This window comes from Vibrio sp. 10N.261.51.A4, assembly GCF_041471945.1.
GTDB classification, from domain to species: domain Bacteria; phylum Pseudomonadota; class Gammaproteobacteria; order Enterobacterales; family Vibrionaceae; genus Vibrio; species Vibrio crassostreae_C.
Genome location: NZ_JBFRPJ010000064.1, coordinates 28,752 through 49,538, shown reverse-complemented (window position 1 = coordinate 49,538; position 20,787 = coordinate 28,752). Strand labels below are relative to the sequence as shown.

The window sequence follows — 20,787 nt, the reverse complement described above, 5'->3', positions numbered from 1 at the left end:
TAATTACGCAACAAAGCCAACTTTACCTGCAAGCCAATTAGATACTTTCTTTTTTAATAGCACAGAAACACTTCACGTATAACAAAAGTTGGGAATACTTGGCTTATTGAATATTAGATTTTGTCGGCTTCTTAATAAACCGAACAATAAATAATCATTCAGAACAAAAACACCAAAAAGCGTTCATAAAAAAAGCAGTCAGTTAATAAGGGTATTTACAAGCGAAAGCCACCCTTATATTATACGCGCCATTGGAGGGATGGCTGAGTGGTCGAAAGCACCGGTCTTGAAAACCGGCAACCGTTAATAGCGGTTCTAGGGTTCAAATCCCTATCCCTCCACCACATTAAAGAAAGCCGCTGAGAAATCAGCGGCTTTTTTGTATCTGGCGTTTGCGTAAAGAACTTACGCAGTTTCCACTACGCCACCTTTCGGCTCACTTCAAAACGCCCGATCAATTGGTCTAAGCGGCTCAATGCATTGCCCATCAAAGAAACTCGACGTGCGAGTTGCTTAGTAGACAGTTGTAAGTCAGATATTGAACGTTGGGCTTTATCTGCCGTTTGTCCGTTTTTCTGACTGTTCTCATCTAGATTAGACATCGTGGTAAAGAGGTCACTCACCGCTGCTTGAATTTGTTCACTGCGAGCGTTTGAGTCGACTGTTAAGTTTCCTTTACTCACATTCTCGACGCCTCGCTCCATGGACTCAACAGCACTGCGAGACTTACTATGCAGCTCTTTCATTAGGTCACTAATATGGTTAGCAGCTTGTGAAGTTCGGTCAGCCAGAGTTCTTACTTCAGAAGCGACGACAGAGAACCCTCTCCCGTGTTCACCTGCTCTTGCCGACTCAATGGCCGCATTCAAGGCCAAAAGGTTAGTCTGCGCGGTGATGTCAGTAATGATATCTATAATGTCAGACACTTTGGTCATTTCATTATTCACCTCATTCACACTATGTGCCGAGCTTTCTACGATATTGCGAACAATCTCCATGCCTTCGACGGACTGATTGTATTCCTTCTCCGCACTCAGAACGGCTTGTTTCATCACCGTATCCATTTGCGTTGCTGAGACACTCGCATGAGTAATTTCACTCTGTTGATACTGACTCAATTGAAGCATATTGCTCAACGCTTGTGATGCATCATCACTGGTTTGCTTCATCACGACACTGCGACGAAACATCGATTCAGAAACCTCTCTAACTTCGTGACTCGCATGGATCAACTCACTCACCGTGTTATCTAAATTGTCGATAAAACTGTTAGTCCAGCGCCCTAGGTTGCCAAGTTCATTATGACTGAATGTGGTGGGATCTAGTCTCCGACTTAAATTGCCATCACCTTCGGCTAAGGTCTGCATTACCCCGGTCATTTCGTGAATCTTCTTCGCTAGTGGTTTAGCGCTAACTAAACGGAATAAGCCCAATGAAAGCAACGCGCAAGCGAACATAATGCCACTCTGTATAAAAGGTGTGAGTGTATAAAGGTTGGCAAACAGTAATGGAACAAATAGAGGCAGTAGCATGCAGCTGATGAAGTGCTTAGATAAGGTATAACTTAGACTTCGGTCTCTGTAGACCTCTTCTAAATCGGACTCACACATCATGCCAAAGGTATCTGGTGAACCATCCAATTGAAAGGTGATACCTTTGCCAATAACGGGTATGTGGCGATAGTCGGAATACCCGGGATAATCTATAAACAGGTTACTGCCATTTTTAATGGTTTCTCTCACGCCTGGGTGAAGCTGATTAGTGGCTGGGTCTGTAAAGCGAATCTCAAATTCGGTGTGGTGCTGAATCTTAACCGTTCCCCAATCAGTATGAATCCCTTGCTTTAAGTTCTCGCCGTGTGAAAAGGTATTATCTTCAAAGCGAGAACGAGAGAGCGCAACACCCGGCTGAGTATGAGGATCATGAATGGAGTCGACCATAAAGATATAGTTATCACCCGACTCGCTATAAATATGCCCCGCTTCTCTCTGAATAATGTCACCAATAACATCATTTGGAACACGACCACATAAGAATTGTTGTGGCCCTTCATCCCGAGAAAATGGGACATAAAACATCAACGTCACTTGGTCATGAAACGATGAACTCGAGGCCCCTACGTTCAACGTGCGTGGATCCATATACGGCCCATGAAGATAACGCTTTGAAGCCCCTTCAACTAAAGCCTTCTTGTCTCCAAGAGTAACCCCTATATGTTCATGATAACTCGATGCTTGTGCGATCCCCTTGGCATCGACGATCGCCAACTCAGAAAAATCCGTACTGCGTTTAAGAAGGCTAGCTAACGTCCCCTGAGCTTGTTCTTCCGTTCGACTTGCTAAATAAACCGCAGAGTCTTCTAAAAAATCCCATTGATTCTTGACCCAATTATGCAGAAGTTGAACTCGCGTGTGAGCAATACTTTCAAAAGCTTGTTCAAGCTCTTCCGTCCTACTTCTATTGAGGAAACAAGCTCTGCGCATAGCCAGTTTTCCTGTTGCGCCAAACCAATTAAGCCAACTACGTTCCTTGTCCGTCAGGTTCATTTTTATCCCTTGTGTTTTTATAGACACATGGGTAAAGCAATTTACAGACCACAATTAATCACACAAATACGTAACTAATTAATAAAAAAGAACTTTAAATGATCCATAATGGTGCAGCTGTGTCTTTTATGGTGCAATATGCGCTTATTTCACACCATCATTTCAATGAGCTATCAGGCGCCAATTTGAGAGGCTAACTGTAAACATGATAAGCCGCTTTTAACAGTTGCATGTGAATCGGCACCAGATCTTGGTGTTGAGTGCGGTATCCGCCACCGACTACGCTGGCCATCGGAATAGACTCTGATCTCGCTAATTCAATCATGAAACAGTCGCGTTCAAATATCCCTTGTGTCGAGACATTCAAATAACCCAGTTCATCGTCTTGATGGATATCGATCCCCGCATCATAAATAATCAGATCAGGTTGATGGTGAGCAATCGCTAACTTAGTGACTTGTTCAAAACAACGTAAGAACTCTGCATCTTCTGTTTCACGACTTAACGGCACATCTAAATCGGATAATGGCTTTCGTGCAGGAAAGTTTTTGTCGCAGTGGAACGACAGAGTAATGATGCCGTCGTTCTCTTGGCAAAGAGTTGCTGTGCCATCACCATGATGAACGTCGCTATCAACGATCAGCACTTTATCGATATGTTCAAAGGTCAGCGCGTGTTTTGCCGCTAAGACCAAATCGTTCAACAAACAAAAACCACTGCCAAAATCATGATGCGCGTGATGATAACCACCACTCAAATGAATCGCTAAACCACTCTCTATTGCCATTTCAGCGGCCAAGCAGGTTCCACCACTTGAGTAGAGTGTTCTTTCGATAAGTTGCTCACTCCAAGGGAAACCGATGCGTCTCATCTTTGCTGCAGGCAAATTACCAGATACAAGCAAATCGACATATTCACTATCGTGTACCTGCTTTACTTGTTCTATCGAAACAGGCATTGGCTGGAACATTTCGAATGCATTACCCCATTGTGGATCGCTATCCATTAGCGCCTCAACAGCACTATGCAACAACTGATATTTGTTGATTGGATAACGATGACCTTCTGGTAAAGGTAACTGCGAATAGATTGGGTGGTAAATTAAAGGAATCATAATCAGGCTAATTGCGTATCTTTCTCAAAATCATAACAGTCTCAGACTTGGCGACAACCCTAATTAAGGATAATGATTATCGTTACTATCAATTGAAGAAAAGAGATAACAATGAAAAACGTAATACTCATCTTTGGGGTGATCTGCGGCTCAGCGGCAGCAGTAATGATTTTTGTAGGAATGCTAATGGCCAGTTGGTGGAGCGTTGATTTTCTCGTGTTAAGCCATCAAACTTAACTAATTGAACTGAAAAGGAATCACCATGAGCGTTATTTTTATTACTGGAGCGAACCGCGGCATTGGCTTAAGCCTGACTCGACAATACTTGGAAAGTAATCACAAGGTGTACGCGACTTATCGTGATGACAATTCAGCAAAAGAACTGCTCTCACTCGCAGACCACAACACCAACCTTACCTGTATTCAATTAGAGATAACCGATTACCAAGCAGTAAGCCAACTCCCTTCGCAAATAGAGTCGATTGATATCTTGATCAACAACGCTGGCTACTATGGCCCTAAAGGCTACGGGCTGGGTAATACCGATGTTGAAGAGTGGCGTCGTGTATTCGAAGTCAACACGATTGCTCCACTGAAGCTTGTCGAAACATTATTGCCTCTACTAGCAGGCAGCAATATCAAAAAGGTCGCTTGTTTATCCTCTAGAGTCGGCAGTATGACTGAGAACACCTCAGGCGGCGGTTATATCTATCGCTCCTCTAAAGCCGCTCTAAACTCCGTGGTGAAGAGCCTAAGTAACGACTTAACCGAGAATGGCTTTACGGTGTTAGCACTGCATCCAGGTTGGGTGCAGACTGAAATGGGTGGCCCTAATGCTCTGATCGACACCGACACTTCAGCTTCCGGCCTTATTAAAGTCATCGAGTCAGCGAATACCGAAGTGAGTGGTCACTTCTTCAATTTCGATGGCAGCGAAATAGACTGGTAATCCACAGATGAATGCAGGGCATCTCTCAAACCTAGTTAAGCACTCAACGCTGTTTTGTCTAACAGTGATGCTAGCTGGCTGTTTCAGTGATGGTCCCGGCGACTTGTTCGACGACTATCAAACAAAGATAGCCAGAGTACAAGATGCTGACGAGATAATAGAGGAATGGGAATTTGAAAGCCTACCGAGAAAACGAGAACTGCTGCTTGACGTGCCCTCACTCTCTATCGGCCTCATCGACAGCTACCAGCTTCGTCAGTGTGGATTGTTCAATCTGATTGCAGAAAGAAATTCGGTTCTGGGCAAGGTCGCGGATGAGTTTCGTAATTACGATTATCAAGTCGCGCTACTTGAAGGCGTGGGCATGTGTTTATCCAGTAATGAATTAGACCCAGAGATCGTAGAATTACTAAGAGAAATTGAGCAACAGAAACTCGCACAGTTTCCACTGCATCAATGGAATCTCATCTATGCCAGCGATGCTATGCAGTCACAAATGCGGGGTAGTCAGTGGTTACGCGCTGATATAGGCGATCAGGTACGACAAACCAGTGATGCGTTAGAACACGTCAATCAAGCGTTAAACACATCGCTCGTTTCCGGCAAAACCACTGAGGTTCAAGAAGTATTAGAGAAGAGTTCGACCCTTGGGGATTTATACTACTCGCTCGCTCGGGCGTCAGTTGAGCTAGATACCATCACCAAACAGCTGACAACTTTTGATGACAAGATCATCTGTGGTAAACAACGAGACACCACTAAGTTCCGCTATCTCAACAATGTGTTCGAGCAACAATACATAGGTAAGGTTCAGCCTTACATGGCGCAACTGGATGGCTACTATCAGCACATAACCCCGCAACTAGGAATGTTTGACGCGCAACCTGAACTGCACAGTTATTACTTTCCTATCCAAGATGCACATCAAGCCTTTCGATCATCCACTCGTCGCCATGTTGACTATTGGCAGCAACTGTTTAAACGTTGTGGCCGTAAAGTCGGACGCTAATCCTAACCTCAATAAGTCTTAGCTTTTAGTGCTCTTTTTAGCGGAAGTACCTTTCTTAGCATAGGTACCTGTCTTGGCGTAAGACTTCTTCGCCCCACCGCCTTTACGGCGTTTGAAGGCAGGTCTCTCGACTTTAGGAAGGTGGCGGAGTGATTCAGGAACTTCTCCCGTTTTTACTTTACCCATTAAACCATCAATCTTGCTTTCTAACGCTTGCATGAAAGGCTGATACGCTTGATTTCGTTCTGCCATGCCTTGCAGCTGGTGCTCCCAATGTGCCGTCATGTCTGGGAAGGTAGAATCCTCAGGTAAGGCATGAATCAAGCCTCTGCCCGCAGGGCTACTGTGAATACTCTTACCTTGGCGCGTTAGCAGCTGCCTTTTGAATAGAGTATCTAGAATACCCGCACGGGTTGCTTCTGTGCCAAGGCCATCGGTTTCTTTCAAAATGGCTTTGAGATCTTTGTTCGCAACAAAACGCGCGATACCTGTCATCGCTTGAAGCAATGTCGCTTCCGTGAAGTGTTTTGGTGGCTCAGTTTTCTTATCACCAATCACGCCTTCACGGCACGTCAACACCGTACCTTTATCCAATGGAGGAACCGTATCCGTGCCATCCCCTTTTTCTTCGGTATCCGTTTTACCCATCAACACCTTCCAACCGGGGTTGATAAGCTGACGCCCTTTTGCGATGAACACGCCACCAGCGATATCAAAGACCAGCTTAGCATCAGCAAAAACCGCAGGTGGGTAAAACTGCATTAGATACTGACGAGCGATTTGCTGATAGATTTTCATCTCGTTGGCAGACAGGCCGTTCACCGATGACTTCTTCGGAGTAGGAATAATCGCGTGGTGAGCATCGACCTTACTGTCGTTCCATGCTTTTGATTTAAGAGAAAGGTCCGCACCTTGAGCGCCACTTTGCAGCTCTTTCGCATTGTTAGCGATAGCATCAACGATCGATTCTCGCTGCGAGTAGTGCTCTTTAGGTAGATAGCGGCTATCAGAACGTGGGTAAGTGATGAGTTTGTGTTTCTCGTACAATGACTGACACGTATCTAACACCTGTTGAGCACTCATACCAAAACGCTTAGACGCATCAATCTGCAAGGCTGACAGCGAGTAAGGCAGTGGCGCAGCTTGTTTACTTTGCTTTTGCTCTGATTCCGTCACCGTCGCGGGTTGATTCGCAATTCGGTTAGCCACATTCTCAACCAGCTTTCGATTGAGCACGCGCCCTTCTTCATCTTGCCATGGTTTACATGCTTCGCTTGGCTTCCAACGCGCACGAATATCAAAGCTCTGGCCGTGATTTTGATAAGGGATCAAAGCGTGCAAAGTGAAGTAATCTTTCGGAATAAAGTTTTCGATCTCTTCATCGCGCCTTACCACCAAACCAAGTACAGGCGTTTGTACTCGCCCGACCGACAACACACCTTGGTAGCCAGCCTTTTGACCGAGTAAGGTATAAGCACGAGTCATGTTCATGCCATACAGCCAATCGGCTCTAGAGCGCGCTAATGCGGAAATAGAAAGCGGAATAAAGTCACGGTTGCTGCGCATTTGAGAAAGTGCACGTTTTACGGCAGGTAAGTTCAAGTCGCTGATCAGTAGCCTGTCCATCGACTCTTTCTTAGCCTTAGAGACTTTGCAGTAATCAATCACTTCATCAACCAGCAACTGCCCTTCTCTATCCGGGTCTCCGGCGTGAACAATTTGAGTGGCGTCCTTCAATAGCTTTCGGATCACCGTGAGCTGTTTGCTTGAAGTCTTACGCGGTCTTAGCTGCCATTGCTCCGGCACGATAGGAAGATCGGCTAAATTCCACTTCTTATAACGGTCGTCATAAGCATCCGGCTCAACCTGCTCCAATAAGTGTCCAATACACCAAGTCACCACATCCCCATTACCACATTTGATAAACCCTTGGTCTTTCTTCTGTGGATTCGGTAGTGCGGCGGCAATCGCGCGGCCTAGGCTTGGTTTTTCAGCAATGATAAGACGAGACATGTTTTTCCAGATGCTACAAACAATTAGGGCCACATTATCTAATGTGGCCCTAATAAATCAAGAAAAACTGGTTGTTTATACAGTTAGCATTCAACTATTCAAGCTTCAGCTTTCTTTATAAAAACTCAACGAACTTAGAGAAGTCGCGCTCTGGCACTTTCATTGGTGTACAGCCTGGAGTGCCTAGGTATAGGAAGCCAACAATTTCATCGTCGCCTTCTAGGCCAAATGCTTGGTGTACTTCTGGGTGGAACATCCATTTACCTGAGCGCCAAAAGCCTTGGAAACCTTGTGCGACTGCGGCCATTTGCATCGCCTGTGCAGCACAACCCGCAGACAGATGTTGTTCGATAGCAGGCACTTTCTCGTGCTCAGTTACTTTGGCAATCACAGTAATCACCATCGGAGCTCGGAACGGCGCTTTTTTTACTTTCTCGATAACCGCTTCTTCGCTGTCATCCGCTTCAGCGGCGCGCACCAAGATGTCTGAAAGCTTTTGTAGGCCTGAACCTTGCGCGATAACAAAGCGCCATGGTGTTAGTGCACCGTGGTCTGGAGCACGCAGCCCTGCTTTGATGATGTTTTCTAACGCCACACCTTCAGGTGCCGGATCAGAGAGTTTTGCGATTGAGCGTCTGTTGAGCAATAGATCCAAAGCATCCATTTGAAGTCCTTACTATTTCTTTATTATTTGTATACTTGAACTTTAGCACAGAATACAAACGATAATAAATCTCAACGGCTGTCCATTTAGGCTAGATTAGAAACAATAAAGGCTCCTAAATCTATGACTTAGGAGCCTTGTTCAAAATCTAACTCAGCAAATTAAGTAACAATATCTACCGATAAGATTACAGTTTGATAGCTGATTCTATAACTTAATCGCTAGCTCAACACCTTGACGAATTGCGCGTACTGCATCCAATTCACCCGCGTAATCGGCGCCGCCTATCACATGCAGTTTGCCACCAAACTCTTGCCACATGTCTTCGAATGGACGAACTGACACCTGACCTGCACATACGATAACCGAGTCAGCATCCAGCACCTGCTCTTTCTTACCAACGCTGATATGCAGACCTTGGTCATCAATCTTGTTGTAGCTTACACCGCCCAGTAGATTCACACCTCGTTTCTCTAGCGTGCGTTTGTGAATCCAGCCCGTTGTTTTGCCCGGACCTTTACCAACGCGCCCCGCTTTACGCTGCATCACCCAAACCGTTTTGTCGCTGAATGAATCCGGGTAAGGATACAAACCACCTGGGTGTTCCATGTTCTTATCGATGCCCCACTCATGCAGCCAATCATCTAGGCTGTGTGACGCCGGCTCGGTGAGCATGGTTGCCACATCGACACCGATACCACCAGCACCAACAATCGCGACCTTTTCGCCTACTGGTGTCTTTTCGCGAATCAAGGTTTGGTAATCGACCACGTTTTCTTGGTCAATGCCCTCAATATCGAGCTTTCTTGGCTCTACGCCAGCAGCCATCACCACTTCATCGTACTTCAACAACATCTCAAACGTTGCTTCCGTATCCAGTTTCAGATTCACGCCGGATGCATCGATTTGGTTAGCAAAATAACGAATCGTTTCTCTGAACTCTTCTTTGCCCGGTATCTGCATTGCTAATCTAAACTGGCCGCCGATACGGTCATTTTTCTCAATCAAGTCAACCTTGTGTCCACGCTGGGCTAGTGTCGTCGCACAAGCTAAACCGGCTGGGCCTGCGCCAACAACCGCAATGGTCTTAGTCGCTTGCGCTGGCTGAACAACAATTTCAGTCTCGTAACAAGCGCGTGGGTTCACCAAACAGCTCGCACGTTTACCTTTAAACACGTTATCAAGGCAAGCTTGGTTACAACCGATACAGGTATTGATGAACTGAGCTTGGTCTTGAGCTGCTTTATTAACAAAATCCGGGTCTGCCAAGAATGGACGCGCCATAGACACCATATCAGCCTGCCCAGAGCTAAGAATACGTTCGGCCTCTTCTGGCGTATTAATTCGGTTACATGTCACCACTGGGATCGACACGTATGGTTTCACTTTTTCCGTCACCCAAGAGAATGCACCACGTGGTACTTGTGTCGCGATAGTCGGAACACGCGCTTCATGCCAACCGATGCCGGTATTGATAATAGTCACGCCTGCTTCTTCCAGCTTTTGAGCCAATAGAACAACATCTTCAAAGGTGCTGCCTTGCTCAACCAAATCCAGCATCGACAGTCGGAAAATAATAATGAAGTCGTCACCCACTGCTTCGCGAATCGATTTAACAATCTCCAGCGGGAAACGCATGCGCTTCTCATAAGAACCGCCCCATTCGTCGTAACGCATATTGGTACGTTTACAGATGAATTGGTTAATCAAGTAACCTTCAGATCCCATAATCTCAATGCCGTCGTAACCCGCGACTTGGGCGAGTTCGGCACTGTTGGCAAAGGCACCAATGGTCTTTTTAATCTGACGAGGGCTCATCTCACTTGGAGCGAACTTAGCGATAGGCGCTTTAATGCCAGACGCACTTTGCGCAAATGGGTGCATCGCATAACGACCTGCATGCAACAATTGAAGCGCAATTTTACCGCCGTGCTTGTGGACGGCTTCGGTAACAACTTGGTGCGCTTTAGCGTGCTTTACTTTACTGAATTCAGCACTGAATGGGGTTAATCTGCCACGTAAATTAGGAGAGAAACCACCAGTAACAATAAGGCCAACGCCTCCTTTTGCTCGCTCTTCATAAAACGCGGCGAGTTTGTGGAGACCTTCTTTATTTTCTTCTAAACCTGTATGCATTGATCCCATCAATACACGGTTACGTAACTGGGTAAATCCAAGATCGAGTGGTTCAAGTAAATGTGGGTACATGGCAGACATCACTTCTATTATTTTATCCTTGTGGTCTGACCACAGTATAGTTCAATCACCAAAAGTTCAAACAACCGTTTACATTTTTGTAACACCGATCATAATGCTGCACGTATTAATCGTTCAGAAGCCCTTAATTTGACTACACTTAATGAGAATATATATCGATTAACAATTCTTGGTGTAGTTTGAGCTTGGGAATTATCGTAGGATACTAAGCAGTTCATATTATTGAGATTAATGGTACTACGGCTTGTTAAAGCGACGTGATCTCACTGCGGAGACAGAATGAAAAAAATATTCAAATTTATAGGCATGTTCTTTAAAGGGATTTGGAAGCTCATTACGTTTGTACGTCTTGCGCTGGTTAACCTAGTCTTTTTACTCAGTATCGCCATCATCTACTTTGTGTACTTCCATTCAGATACGGCTCAACCGACGGTTCCTCAGGATTCGGCTTTAGTGCTTAATCTGTCTGGCCCTATTGTGGAACAAAGCCGCTATATCAATCCGATGGATTCGGTCACAGGTTCACTACTTGGCAAAGACCTTCCAAAAGAGAACATCCTGTTTGATATCGTTGAAACGATTCGCTACGCAAAAGACGATGACAAGGTTACTGGTATCGTTTTAGCTCTCAAAGAGCTGCCAGAAACCAACCTGACCAAGCTACGCTACATTGCTAAAGCATTGAATGAGTTCAAAGCAACAGGCAAACCGATTTATGCGGTGGGTGACTTTTACAACCAAAGCCAATACTACCTAGCCAGCTACGCAACTAAGGTCTTCCTATCACCAGATGGTGGGGTTCTTCTTAAAGGCTATAGCGCTTACTCGCTTTACTACAAAACGTTGTTAGAGAAACTAGACGTAAACACGCACGTGTTCCGTGTGGGCACTTATAAGTCAGCTATTGAGCCTTTCATTCGTGATGACATGTCAGACGCAGCGAAAGAGTCCGCTTCTCGTTGGTTAAGCCAACTATGGGGTGCGTACGTTGATGACGTCAGCAACAACCGTCAAATAGACGCTAAGACACTGAACCCAAGCATGGACACCTTCTTGAAAGAACTTGAGTCTGTGGACGGTGACATTGCAAAACTGGCCGAGAAACTTGGCTTAGTGGATGAGCTAGCGACACGCCAGCAAGTTCGACTAGAGCTTGCCGATGTTTTCGGCAGTGACGGCCAAGACAGCTACAACGCGTTTGGTTACTACGAATACCGTACAACCATGCTTCCAAACATGACTAGTGAATCACACGACGTTGCCGTGATTGTAGCGAGCGGCGCAATTATGGATGGCAAGCAACCACGTGGCACCGTTGGCGGCGATACCACAGCAGCCCTACTGCGCCAAGCACGTAACGACGATAAAGTGAAAGCGGTTGTACTTCGTGTCGATAGCCCAGGTGGCAGTGCCTTTGCTTCTGAAGTTATCCGTAATGAAATAGAAGCGATCAAGCAAGCGGGTAAACCGGTTGTTGTGTCGATGTCGAGCCTTGCTGCTTCGGGTGGTTACTGGATCTCGATGGGTGCGGATAAGATCCTAGCTCAGCCAACCACACTAACGGGTTCAATTGGTATCTTCAGTGTTATCACCACCTTCGAAAAAGGGTTGAACGATATTGGTGTTTACACTGATGGCGTTGGCACCTCACCTTTCTCAGGTCTTGGTATTACAACTGGACTTAGCGATGGCGCGAAAGACGCATTCCAAATGGGCATTGAAAACGGATACCGCCGATTCATCAGCCTAGTTGGAGAAAATCGCGGTCTGGAAGTCGATGCTGTCGACAAGATTGCTCAAGGTCGAGTTTGGACAGGTCAAGATGCGATTCAGAAAGGCTTAGTCGATGAGATTGGTGATTTCGATGATGCGGTTGCAGCTGCGGCTTCACTTGCAGAGCTTGAAAGCTACAACATCTACTGGGTTGAAGAGCCACTTTCGGCCACTGAACAATTTATTCAAGAATTTATGAACCAAGTTCAGATGTCGATAGGCCTAGATATTCAATCGATGATACCAAGCAGTTTACAGCCTGTTACTCAGCAGTTAGCTCAAGATAGCCAGCTGTTAGGCAACTTTAACGACCCACAAGGCCGATACGCTTTCTGCTTAAATTGCCAAGTTCAATAAGTTGAGCCAATAACTCAATAACTAAGGGGTGCCTCTGTGTGAGGTGCCTCTTTTTATTGCATGATAATTCGCTATAATCGCCCCCCTGTTCCCTACATCACACTAAGTATTAATCGCCATGGAAAGAAAACACATCTATATCGCGTACACCGGCGGCACAATTGGCATGCAGAAGTCTATTGACCACGGCTATGTTCCTGTCGCAGGTTTCATGGATAAGCAGCTAGCTGGCATGCCTGAATTCCATCGCCCAGAGATGCCTGAGTACACCATTCACGAATACTCTCCATTAATGGACTCTTCAGATATGACGCCACTTGATTGGCAGACTATCGCTGATGACATTCGCGCGAACTACGATAAGTACGATGGTTTCGTTATCCTGCATGGCACAGACACTATGGCTTACACTGCCTCTGCACTGTCTTTCATGCTTGAAAACCTCGGCAAACCTGTGATTGTTACGGGCTCTCAAATCCCACTAGCAGAGCTTCGTTCAGACGGACAAGCAAACCTGCTGAATGCGCTACACATTGCAGCAAACTACCCAATCAACGAAGTGACACTGTTCTTCAACAACAAGTTGATGCGTGGTAATCGCAGCACAAAATCACACGCAGATGGCTTCAATGCGTTTACGTCTCCAAACCTGAATCCTTTGCTAGAAGCGGGTATCAATATCCAACTTAGCAATAATGTAAAAGTAAACGAACAACCTGAAGGTGCTTTCAAGGTTCATAACATTACTCCGCAACCTATCGGCGTAATCACAATGTACCCAGGCATCTCACACGAAGTTATCCGTAACACGCTATTACAACCTGTTAACGCGATGATTCTGCTTACTTTCGGTGTGGGTAACGCACCACAAAACCCAGAACTGCTTCAGCACCTGAAAGATGCCTCAGAGCGCGGTGTTATTGTGGTGAACCTAACTCAATGTTTGGCTGGTAAAGTCAACATGGGTGGTTACGCGACAGGTTGTGCACTAGCAGAAGCGGGCGTGGTGAGTGGTTACGATATGACACCAGAAGCGGCACTGGCGAAATTGCATTATCTATTAAGCCAAAACCTAGGCTACGAAGAAGTGAAGGCTCAGATGCAACAAGTATTGCGCGGTGAGATGAGCTTATAACCTGTTCAAGGATTCACGTTAAAGCCAGTTATTCTATGAAAGTAACGGCGGCTTAACGTGAACTAAATCGTTTTATTGCTTATAAATAAACGAGTTAAACTAAAAGGGGTGGCACATTGCCACCCCTTTGTTGTAATTTAAGCTTAATGATTCGGGTTAACCCTAACAATGTCTTCTTGATCTGACTTAAACTGTTTCTTTAGTTCAGACTTAGATTTAAAGCTAATCTCACCACCAGCTGCAATTGTCATATGTTGAGCTTCAGAGTTATGTTTAGATTGGTATAACATAACCGCTTGCATACACGAGTCGCGCTGTTCTTTTGAGAGCGCCGTACCTTCTGGCCATTTACCCGTTTCAACTGCGTAGGTTAAACGTTCGTAGACCTCGGGTGTCATTGCGCTAAGAAGTTGTTCTGCATCCATGGTAAAGCCTTAGTTTTAACAATTTTCACCAGAAAATAACCCGTAACAGAATTGAGTCAAGAACCTGACCAATAATAAGTGCATCTGATCACAAGTGAAGGAATATGAAAATTATGAAATGGTTGGCGATTAGCCTATTGCCTTTCACTCTGGTTGGGTGTCTTGAAGGGAACAAAAATACCGATCAACTGTGCCAAAGCAATCCGGGTCTTCAGTGTGAACAATTGAACATGAACGATGGGCAATGTCGTGTCGCACGTACCGACCTCATCTGGCATCGATTTGAAGTTCAGAAGCAACCCACCGAAATCAACAAAATTAAAGAATTCGAATTAGTCACTGCCTACAAAAAGTGCCTAGAGCTCGCGGCACAGATCGAAACGATCGATCAATCTAAGCTGCAAGAGCGTCGCTTTACGGCATTAATGCACAGTATTGAAGAGTCAGAACGAATCGTTAGTGAGCTATCTCAATCAGACACACCAGAAACACTCTACTTCTTGTGGTCACAAACTGGTGATACTAATGCAAGACGCAGCTTCTTACAGTTAGAAGGAACTGAAGCATTAAATACGGCGGAGATGCAATATGCTCTAGCGACTTTCTATACCACGAGAGATCATGCCAAGACATTGAAGCTACTCAATAATGCGCTAACCTTGTCGAATAACTCGGTTGTTAATACTGAGATATTTAAGTCCATGGCTAGCATCAATCACAGCTTAGGCCATAGAGAAAAGGCGTACGTATGGGCAATGGTAGCCAAAGACTTTGACGTGCCGATTGCTTCTGAAGCCGAGCTCACGGTGTTGTACCATTTCGACAAGGCAACCTATAAGAAGCTAAATAAAGACGCAGATAACATCGTCGAAGCGATTGAGGATGGAATTTACAGCCCTTCAATCGTCCCGAGTTACTGATCGCTTCATTTATAGTGTTCTTACTTAAGCTTGTTATTCACCTGCTTTCAAATAAAAACAGCTACCTTTTTAGTAGCTGTTTTTATTTGTACTAGAGTTAAATCTGAAACCTTGGGCGTTTCAGCCTTCCTAAATCGACAAATGCGACCTGTAAGGATTAGACAATAGTTACAAGTTATTTCGTACTTTCGTCATTTTTGTTGAAAATTAACGACACTGAATTAACACAGAACCGTTCACCTGTGGTCTTCGGGCCATCTGGAAAAACGTGACCTAAATGGCTATCACAGGCGGTACAACGGATCTCTACACGCTTCATTCCGTGACTTAGATCTTCTATATAGCGTACTGCTTCATCATTCACTGGGGCATCAAAGCTTGGCCAACCACACCCAGAGTCATATTTGTTATCCGACAGAAACAAAGGGCTTTCACAGCATGTGCAGCTATAGACGCCAGTCTTATGGTTGTGCAGTAACTTGCCGCTATATGGGGCTTCAGTACCACGCTCACGACACACTGAAAATTCGTCGTCCGTTAGGCGCTCACGCCAGTATTCATCAGGCTTTATCATATTTCCTCCCTTTTGAATCACGTTAATATCTCTCCACATTCTCAGTTATTATATTTACTTTTTTCTATAAAGGCTTGCATATGAGTCGTTTTGTAGCACATACTTTCTCACCAGGAAACATTGTACATATACACTCATAAGTGAATCATCATTTAGGGGTATTTTACCCAACTGGAAGGGTACAGAGCCACTTGCAATGGTCAATTTTCAACCACTTACACCCAATTGTTAAGAAAAGCGTCGCTTTTTTTTGACATTAAACAAGTTAAGTCGGATTATCTATTGCAGATGTATACTGGATTCTGTAATTTTACTACCAGTTATCTTTAATCAGAAATTAAGTTGTGGAGCAACTACAATGACTATCAAAGTAGGTATTAACGGTTTTGGCCGTATCGGCCGTTTCGTATTCCGCGCAGCTCAAGAGCGTGCAGACATCGAAGTAGTAGGTATTAACGATCTAATCGACGTAGAGTACATGGCATACATGCTTAAGTACGACTCAACTCACGGCCGTTTCAACGGTACTGTTGAAGTTGAAGGCGGTAACCTAATCGTTAACGGTAAAACTGTACGTGTTACAGCTGAGCGTAACCCAGAAGACCTTAAGTGGGATGCTATCGACGTAGACGTAGTTGCTGAAGCAACTGGTCTTTTCCTAACTGACGAGACTGCACGTAAGCACATCACTGCTGGCGCTAAGAAAGTAGTTCTTACTGGTCCTTCTAAAGATGCAACTCCAATGTTCGTAATGGGCGTTAACCAAGCATCTTACGCTGGTCAAGACATCGTTTCTAACGCTTCTTGTACTACTAACTGTCTTGCACCTATCGCTAAAGTACTTAACGATAAGTGGGGCATTGAGTCTGGTCTTATGACTACAGTTCACGCTACTACAGCAACTCAAAAAACTGTAGATGGCCCTTCTGCTAAAGACTGGCGCGGTGGCCGTGGTGCTTCTCAAAACATCATCCCATCTTCAACTGGTGCTGCTAAAGCTGTAGGCGTTGTTCTTCCAGAACTAAACGGCCTTCTAACTGGTATGGCTTTCCGTGTACCAACTGCTAACGTATCTGTAGTTGACCTAACAGTTAACCTAAAAGAAGCTGCATCTTACGAAGAAATTTGTGCTGCAATGAAAGAAGCTTCTGAAGGCGAAATGGCTGGCGTTCTTGGTTACACTGAAGACCAAGTAGTATCACAAGATTTCATCGGTGAAGTTCAAACTTCAGTATTCGATGCTAAAGCTGGTGTTGCTCTAACTGACAAATTCGTTAAAGTTGTATCTTGGTACGACAACGAAATCGGTTACTCAAACAAAGTTCTAGACCTAATCGCTCACATCTCTAAGTAATTTCTTTTTAGAAATCGCTTTAGATAAGCATTAGCAAAGACTGTTTTGAGCAGACTTTGAAAAAGGCGACCTTAGTGTCGCCTTTTTAATGCCTGCTATCTTTTAAACCGCGTCTGTCTAAGCTCATCAAGATAGCCCAAACGCAAAATTCAATTCTAATACTGACTCTGCTTGTTACTCATGAAAACACAAGCATCACTCTAGTCAGCATTTGAATTCAATTTCCTTAGAAGGATCATGTAATGGATTTATCTACTCTACCTGCACTGGCGGTACTTTCTGACAACGTCACTATCGTTGAACACGAAGGTGTAAAACTGGTTCGCGTTATCCACGATAAAGCAAACGCAGCGATTTCACTGTTTGGCGGCCATGTGGTGTCATTCCAACCGCAAGGTCAAGAAGACCTAATTTGGATGAGCCAACAAGCTAAGTTCGATGGTAAAACGGCTCTGCGTGGTGGTATTCCAGTATGTTGGCCTTGGTTTGGTCGCATTGCAGCACCAGCACATGGTTTTGCCCGTTCAAGTGAATGGCAATTGGTTGAACACCGTGAAAGCGAAGCTGGCGTGATTGTTAGCTTAGGTCTGAAGCCAAGCGAAGAGACGCTAGCAGTATGGCCTCATCAGTTTGATGCTCGCTTGAATGTTGAGATCGGCGAACAACTAAAAGTAACGCTGGACGTGAAGAACACTGATTCTCAGCCATGGACTTTCTCTGGTGCACTACACACTTACCTAAACGTTGGCGATATCCACAACACAACCACCACTGGTATGGGTGCTGAGTACATTGATAGCCTGCAAGGTGGCAAGATCTGCCAAGGTGGATCTGAACTGGTACTGACCGACACGATTGACCGCGTTTACACGCAACCAGAAGCGCAAATCTTTGTTGCTGACAAGAAGCTGGATCGCACGCTAACAGTTGAAAACCACGGTCATAACTCTGCAGTACTGTGGAACCCGTGGGCAGAAGGCGCTGCAAGTATGGGCGACATGCAAGACGACGGTTACCTAACCATGCTATGTGTTGAATCAACACTGCACGCACCAAGCCTAGAAGCCGGTAAAACGCTCCGGCCGGGTGAAAACCACCAACTGATCACTGTGATTAGTGCCCAATAACCGTATAAATACAGTTATAAAAACGATTTTTGAGCGGCTTTATGTCGCTCTTTTACTTTTTGGTTTTAGCTCGTTACACTTGCGCTGTCTATTCTCCTTTAGAGGTCTCCATGACTTACCAATGCCCTTTGTGTCACCAACCTTTATCTCAAAACGATCGTACGTTTAAGTGTGAAAAGAACCATCAGTTCGACCTAGCGAAAGAAGGCTACGTCAATTTGATGCCTGCGCACCACAAACGCTCAAAAGATCCAGGTGACAACAAAGAGATGATGCAGGCACGTCGTCGCTTCCTTGAAGGTAACCACTATGACCCAATGCGCCAAGCGGTGGTGACGTTGTGTTCTCGCTATCTACCAGAAGAGACGCCTAGCCTATTGGATATTGGTTGTGGCGAAGGTTATTACACCAACGAAATTGCTGTGAATCTTCAAGAAAAGAAAGGGGCTACTTTTGGCCTAGACATTTCTAAGATTGCTATCAAATACGCCGCTAAACGCTACCCTGCTGTCGACTTCTCAGTTGCATCAAGCCATCGCCTACCCTTTGCTGAAAACAGCTTAGACGGAATTCTACGCATTTACGCGCCTTGCAAGGCTGAAGAGTTACAACGCACCATCAAAGATAATGGTGTGGTGATCACCGTGACACCAGCTAGCCGACACCTGTATCAACTGCGTGATGCAATTTATGATGGCGTTCGCTTGCACGACGAAGATCCAGAAGTGATCGAAGGTTTTACGCTTGAGCATCAAGAGCAACTAAACTATATGATGGAACTATCGGGGTCAGATGCATTCGACCTGCTACAGATGACGCCGTTTGCTTGGAAGGCGAGTGAAGAGTTTAAACTACAACTCACCGAGGCAGAGCAATTCAACTGTGAAGCTGACTTTATGCTGCGAGTGTACCGCAAACAAATTTAATTGATATTGATTATCGTTTGCATTGAAATCTTATCTTGCCTCCTTTAGTATGCGTGTTCTTCAAGGAGGCATTTCATGCAACGTATTATTCTTATCGGATTAGCTACTCTTCTCACGGCTTGTGCTAGTCAACCTGCAAAAGACACTTCTCAAAAAGTGGCTCAAACGGAATCCGTTTCCACATTCTATGACTACCAGTTCGCTTCTCCACAAGGCGAAACACTTTCTCTCGATGCATTACCCGAGCAGCTGATTGACGCTGATGTGGTTCTAATTGGCGAATGGCACACGCATTCTGCCATTCACCGCTTCCAAACCGACTTCTTAAAAGCGCGCCGCAACGCAACATCAAACATTGCGCTTTCAATGGAACAGTTCACTCGAGAGCACCAAGCCACACTTGACCAATACTTAAACGGCGAAATTGGCGAACAAATTCTCATGTCTCAAGCGGCAGCTTGGCCAAATTACGAAAGTGATTACCGCGCGTTAGTTGAGTTCGCAAAAGCCAACGACGTCGATGTTATTGCGGCAAATGCACCAAAGCCATTCGTGCAGTGTATTGGCCGTAAAGGATTGCCTTACCTAGACCAATTATCGACCGAGCAACGCCAATGGATTGCTGCCGAAGTGGATACTGGCGATAGCCCTTACAAAGAAAAGTTCATGGCTTCTATGCATCACGGTACGCCAGAGCAAACAGAAAAGCAGTTTTCCGCTCAGGTTACCTGGGACGAAACCATGGCTGAGTCGATTGTGGATTACCTAGCATCAAACCCTGATAAACAAGTGATTCACGTGGCTGGCAAGTTCCACACCGAGGGTGGTTTAGGGACGGCGGCATCAATTCTACGTCGTAACCCTGATTTAAAAATCGCCATCATCAGCCCGGTTGAAGCGATCTCATCGGATAGCGGTGATTATCAGCTTGAAGTGCTTTCGCCGCCGGCTCGCTTTGTAAAGAAAGAGAACCGAATGAAGGCATACAAGCATCTGTCAAAACGTAGCGCTAGCCTAGAGTGTGAGTAGGATCTGTTGATCCACTCTTCTAAGCTAAAGAGTCGATGGGCTAATCCTAGATAATTAGCCCATCGTCACAACTTGATCACGTTCCCGTCATTCATCCTAACTCTATCTAAAATCAAACATTCTTATCGGCACAAGACTTGCTTAGTAAATAGACGATTTAACCAAGCAGACGAAAATGTAATGTGCGAATAAAAAAACATCACTATCGATGATTAATTGCACAAGTTTTTCACACCTCTGCCGATACTATATTTAAGGATAGGTAAGGAGAGCTATATGACGCCAGTAGGAACGAGTAATACTCAGCTGTATTCGCCTTCGCAGATGAACGCTAAGAGTTCAGCTAACGAAGCTGAAAAGCCTACACCGCTTAAGGTTGAGCAAAATACGGTTAGGCTTTCTGATGAAGGCAAAGCACTCTTATCTGCCCTAAAAGAAATTGATAAAGAAGCGAAGAAAGTCGAAGCAGAAAACGCGACAGTTACCGATAAAGTTGAGTCATTCGCTCATGGTGCCTTGGGTATGGATCACCCAGATAAGATTGAAGAAGAAGATGATGGTTCTTATTCAGCGGGGCAATACCTGTCCGCAGCGGCAACCGTAGGCGGTATTCTTCTCGCACTCATTTAGCCTTGCCAACCTATCGCATTCTCTA

Annotated in this window: 18 protein-coding genes and 1 tRNA gene; 12 read left to right on the top strand and 7 right to left on the bottom strand. The window is 45.2% G+C overall.

The genetic code is table 11. The features are described from left to right. Positions 1-253 precede the first annotated feature (253 nt). Positions 254-344: transfer RNA gene (locus AB4384_RS14440), tRNA-Ser, on the top strand. A gap of 75 nt (positions 345-419) precedes the next feature. Here the strand turns inward: AB4384_RS14440 and AB4384_RS14435 are convergent. Further along, entirely contained in the window at positions 420-2,546 is a 2,127-nt protein-coding gene (locus AB4384_RS14435; RefSeq protein WP_372129714.1) for a methyl-accepting chemotaxis protein, read from the bottom strand. Between the two features lie 193 nt (positions 2,547-2,739). Next, entirely contained in the window at positions 2,740-3,660 is a 921-nt protein-coding gene (locus tag AB4384_RS14430; protein WP_372055160.1) for a histone deacetylase, read from the bottom strand. A gap of 111 nt (positions 3,661-3,771) precedes the next feature. On the opposite strand from AB4384_RS14430, the gene AB4384_RS14425 reads away from it, so the two are divergent. The 3 genes from AB4384_RS14425 to AB4384_RS14415 are packed head-to-tail and all read left to right on the top strand — an operon-like array spanning position 3,772 to position 5,618. Beyond that, a complete protein-coding gene (locus AB4384_RS14425) occupies positions 3,772-3,897 on the top strand; it encodes a hypothetical protein (protein WP_017063447.1) in 126 nt (41 codons plus the stop codon). A gap of 25 nt (positions 3,898-3,922) precedes the next feature. After that, positions 3,923-4,609 carry an SDR family oxidoreductase gene (locus AB4384_RS14420; RefSeq protein WP_372129713.1) on the top strand — a complete coding sequence of 229 codons (687 nt, stop codon included), beginning with the start codon at positions 3,923-3,925 and terminating at the stop codon, positions 4,607-4,609. Positions 4,610-4,616: 7 nt separating this feature from the next. Then, on the top strand, positions 4,617-5,618 hold the full coding sequence (locus AB4384_RS14415) for a DUF3080 domain-containing protein (RefSeq protein WP_372129712.1): 1,002 nt from the start codon (positions 4,617-4,619) through the stop codon (positions 5,616-5,618). Positions 5,619-5,636: 18 nt separating this feature from the next. Here the strand turns inward: AB4384_RS14415 and AB4384_RS14410 are convergent, their stop codons facing one another. The 3 genes from AB4384_RS14410 to AB4384_RS14400 all read right to left on the bottom strand — a co-directional run bounded on the left by AB4384_RS14410 (position 5,637) and on the right by AB4384_RS14400 (position 10,512). Then, positions 5,637-7,631, bottom strand: coding sequence for a DNA topoisomerase III (locus tag AB4384_RS14410; protein ID WP_017063444.1), 1,995 nt, complete (start codon positions 7,629-7,631; stop codon positions 5,637-5,639). 115 nt (positions 7,632-7,746) lie between these two features. Next, a complete protein-coding gene (locus AB4384_RS14405) occupies positions 7,747-8,295 on the bottom strand; it encodes an NAD(P)H nitroreductase (RefSeq protein ID WP_017059376.1) in 549 nt (182 codons plus the stop codon). 207 nt (positions 8,296-8,502) lie between these two features. After that, positions 8,503-10,512 carry an NADPH-dependent 2,4-dienoyl-CoA reductase gene (locus AB4384_RS14400; RefSeq protein WP_170967980.1) on the bottom strand — a complete coding sequence of 670 codons (2,010 nt, stop codon included), beginning with the start codon at positions 10,510-10,512 and terminating at the stop codon, positions 8,503-8,505. Positions 10,513-10,791: 279 nt separating this feature from the next. Here AB4384_RS14400 and sppA point away from each other — a divergent pair, with 279 nt between their 5' ends. Both sppA and ansA read left to right on the top strand, forming a co-directional pair. Next, positions 10,792-12,642: a signal peptide peptidase SppA gene (gene sppA / locus AB4384_RS14395; RefSeq protein ID WP_102320043.1), complete on the top strand. Its 1,851-nt coding sequence runs from the start codon at positions 10,792-10,794 to the stop codon at positions 12,640-12,642. A 118-nt stretch (positions 12,643-12,760) separates the two neighbouring features. Beyond that, entirely contained in the window at positions 12,761-13,777 is a 1,017-nt protein-coding gene (ansA, locus tag AB4384_RS14390; protein ID WP_019823767.1) for an asparaginase, read from the top strand. 143 nt (positions 13,778-13,920) lie between these two features. Here the strand turns inward: ansA and AB4384_RS14385 are convergent, their stop codons facing one another. Beyond that, a complete protein-coding gene (locus tag AB4384_RS14385) occupies positions 13,921-14,202 on the bottom strand; it encodes a YeaC family protein (protein WP_010437067.1) in 282 nt (93 codons plus the stop codon). 113 nt (positions 14,203-14,315) lie between these two features. On the opposite strand from AB4384_RS14385, the gene AB4384_RS14380 reads away from it, so the two are divergent. Next, complete coding sequence (locus AB4384_RS14380) at positions 14,316-15,122, top strand: DUF2989 domain-containing protein (RefSeq protein WP_102320044.1); 807 nt, start codon at positions 14,316-14,318, stop codon at positions 15,120-15,122. A gap of 175 nt (positions 15,123-15,297) precedes the next feature. Here AB4384_RS14380 and msrB read toward each other — a convergent pair whose 3' ends face one another. Then, positions 15,298-15,735, bottom strand: a complete 438-nt coding sequence (gene msrB, locus AB4384_RS14375) for a peptide-methionine (R)-S-oxide reductase MsrB (RefSeq protein ID WP_080582205.1) — start codon at positions 15,733-15,735, stop codon at positions 15,298-15,300. 319 nt (positions 15,736-16,054) lie between these two features. Between msrB and gap the strand changes: the two genes are divergently transcribed. The 5 genes from gap to AB4384_RS14350 all read left to right on the top strand — a co-directional run bounded on the left by gap (position 16,055) and on the right by AB4384_RS14350 (position 20,762). Beyond that, positions 16,055-17,050, top strand: coding sequence for a type I glyceraldehyde-3-phosphate dehydrogenase (gene gap / locus AB4384_RS14370; protein WP_017059382.1), 996 nt, complete (start codon positions 16,055-16,057; stop codon positions 17,048-17,050). A gap of 242 nt (positions 17,051-17,292) precedes the next feature. Further along, positions 17,293-18,177, top strand: coding sequence for a D-hexose-6-phosphate mutarotase (locus AB4384_RS14365; RefSeq protein WP_017070751.1), 885 nt, complete (start codon positions 17,293-17,295; stop codon positions 18,175-18,177). 110 nt (positions 18,178-18,287) lie between these two features. Beyond that, complete coding sequence (rlmA, locus tag AB4384_RS14360) at positions 18,288-19,103, top strand: 23S rRNA (guanine(745)-N(1))-methyltransferase (RefSeq protein ID WP_017059384.1); 816 nt, start codon at positions 18,288-18,290, stop codon at positions 19,101-19,103. Positions 19,104-19,178: 75 nt separating this feature from the next. Continuing rightward, positions 19,179-20,132 (top strand): ChaN family lipoprotein, encoded by a 954-nt coding sequence (locus AB4384_RS14355; protein ID WP_372129711.1) that lies wholly within the window; start codon positions 19,179-19,181, stop codon positions 20,130-20,132. A gap of 276 nt (positions 20,133-20,408) precedes the next feature. Then, positions 20,409-20,762 (top strand): hypothetical protein, encoded by a 354-nt coding sequence (locus tag AB4384_RS14350; protein ID WP_017059386.1) that lies wholly within the window; start codon positions 20,409-20,411, stop codon positions 20,760-20,762. The last annotated feature ends 25 nt before the right edge of the window (positions 20,763-20,787 follow it).

Bases quoted from the DNA above. Each gene is read 5' to 3' on its own strand.
- AB4384_RS14435 (WP_372129714.1), bottom strand. From the start codon at position 2,546: ATGAACCTGACGGACAAGGAACGTAGTTGGCTTAATTGGTTTGGCGCA.
- AB4384_RS14430 (WP_372055160.1), bottom strand. From the start codon at position 3,660: ATGATTCCTTTAATTTACCACCCAATCTATTCGCAGTTACCTTTACCA.
- AB4384_RS14425 (WP_017063447.1), top strand. From the start codon at position 3,772: ATGAAAAACGTAATACTCATCTTTGGGGTGATCTGCGGCTCAGCGGCA.
- AB4384_RS14420 (WP_372129713.1), top strand. From the start codon at position 3,923: ATGAGCGTTATTTTTATTACTGGAGCGAACCGCGGCATTGGCTTAAGC.
- AB4384_RS14415 (WP_372129712.1), top strand. From the start codon at position 4,617: ATGAATGCAGGGCATCTCTCAAACCTAGTTAAGCACTCAACGCTGTTT.
- AB4384_RS14410 (WP_017063444.1), bottom strand. From the start codon at position 7,631: ATGTCTCGTCTTATCATTGCTGAAAAACCAAGCCTAGGCCGCGCGATT.
- AB4384_RS14405 (WP_017059376.1), bottom strand. From the start codon at position 8,295: ATGGATGCTTTGGATCTATTGCTCAACAGACGCTCAATCGCAAAACTC.
- AB4384_RS14400 (WP_170967980.1), bottom strand. From the start codon at position 10,512: ATGTCTGCCATGTACCCACATTTACTTGAACCACTCGATCTTGGATTT.
- sppA (WP_102320043.1), top strand. From the start codon at position 10,792: ATGAAAAAAATATTCAAATTTATAGGCATGTTCTTTAAAGGGATTTGG.
- ansA (WP_019823767.1), top strand. From the start codon at position 12,761: ATGGAAAGAAAACACATCTATATCGCGTACACCGGCGGCACAATTGGC.
- AB4384_RS14385 (WP_010437067.1), bottom strand. From the start codon at position 14,202: ATGGATGCAGAACAACTTCTTAGCGCAATGACACCCGAGGTCTACGAA.
- AB4384_RS14380 (WP_102320044.1), top strand. From the start codon at position 14,316: ATGAAATGGTTGGCGATTAGCCTATTGCCTTTCACTCTGGTTGGGTGT.
- msrB (WP_080582205.1), bottom strand. From the start codon at position 15,735: ATGTGGAGAGATATTAACGTGATTCAAAAGGGAGGAAATATGATAAAG.
- gap (WP_017059382.1), top strand. From the start codon at position 16,055: ATGACTATCAAAGTAGGTATTAACGGTTTTGGCCGTATCGGCCGTTTC.
- AB4384_RS14365 (WP_017070751.1), top strand. From the start codon at position 17,293: ATGGATTTATCTACTCTACCTGCACTGGCGGTACTTTCTGACAACGTC.
- rlmA (WP_017059384.1), top strand. From the start codon at position 18,288: ATGACTTACCAATGCCCTTTGTGTCACCAACCTTTATCTCAAAACGAT.
- AB4384_RS14355 (WP_372129711.1), top strand. From the start codon at position 19,179: ATGCAACGTATTATTCTTATCGGATTAGCTACTCTTCTCACGGCTTGT.
- AB4384_RS14350 (WP_017059386.1), top strand. From the start codon at position 20,409: ATGACGCCAGTAGGAACGAGTAATACTCAGCTGTATTCGCCTTCGCAG.